Consider the following 394-nt stretch of genomic DNA (forward strand, 5'->3'; position numbering starts at 1 on the left):
GAGCACAAGCCCGAGACGATCGGGATCGCCGACCACGTCGTCGACCTCGGCCCCGGCGCCGGCACGGCGGGCGGACGCGTGGTGTACGAGGGCTCGGTCGAGGGGCTGCGCACGGCGGACACGCTCACCGGCCGGCACCTCGGCTACCGCGCGACGCTCAAGCCCGAGGTGCGCACGCCCACGGGTGCGCTGGAGATCCGCGGCGCGTCGACGCACAACCTGCGGGACGTCGACGTCGACGTGCCCACGGGTGTGCTCGTGGTCGTCACCGGGGTCGCCGGGTCGGGCAAGAGCTCGCTCATCCACGGCGCCCTGGCGAAGCGCGAGGGCGTCGTCACGATTGACCAGACCGCGATCCGCGGCTCGCGGCGCTCCAACCCGGCGACGTACACGG

General features: G+C 74.1%; 1 pseudogene. It reads left to right on the forward strand.

Going from position 1 to position 394, the window contains the following annotated elements:
* Positions 1–394: pseudogene (locus tag G3I71_RS49520) on the forward strand (excinuclease ABC subunit UvrA); the annotation flags it as partial.

Origin of the sequence: Streptomyces sp. SID12501, from assembly GCF_010550245.1 — a bacterium.
Taxonomy (GTDB): Bacteria; Actinomycetota; Actinomycetes; order Streptomycetales; family Streptomycetaceae; genus Streptomyces.